The following is a 283-nucleotide window of genomic DNA, read 5'->3' as shown; positions in this document are numbered from 1 at the left end:
CAGGCGCAAGGGGATGGCGTGGCCGCCGTTGACCCAGGCGCCGGTCGTGTCGAGGTGCAGGTATACCCGGTAGTGCGCCGACCTGCTGGTGGAGGTGACCGCCGCGAGTGATCGGGTGGCCATCTCCTCGAGGGCGTCGGCGTAGCTCGGCAAGCCCGCGTAGCGGTCGTCGACGTCGGCAGCCCGGCCAGTCCGGGTGGGGTCGCTGGCGTCACCGCTGTCGGTGTCGCGGCGGCGCAGGAACAGTGCGTCCTTGGCTTCCTTCACGGCCTGTTCGACCAGC

Annotated in this window: 1 pseudogene; it reads right to left on the bottom strand. The window is 71.0% G+C overall.

Annotated elements, in window-relative coordinates:
* Positions 1-267: pseudogene (locus ASD62_RS20270) on the bottom strand (hypothetical protein); the annotation flags it as partial.
* Between the last annotated feature and the right edge of the window lie 16 nt (positions 268-283).

This window comes from Phycicoccus sp. Root563 (assembly GCF_001427915.1).
Taxonomy (GTDB): domain Bacteria; phylum Actinomycetota; class Actinomycetes; order Actinomycetales; family Dermatophilaceae; genus Pedococcus.
The sequence above is the reverse complement of the archived record's forward strand: the minus strand, read 5'-3'. Positions and strand labels throughout refer to the sequence as shown.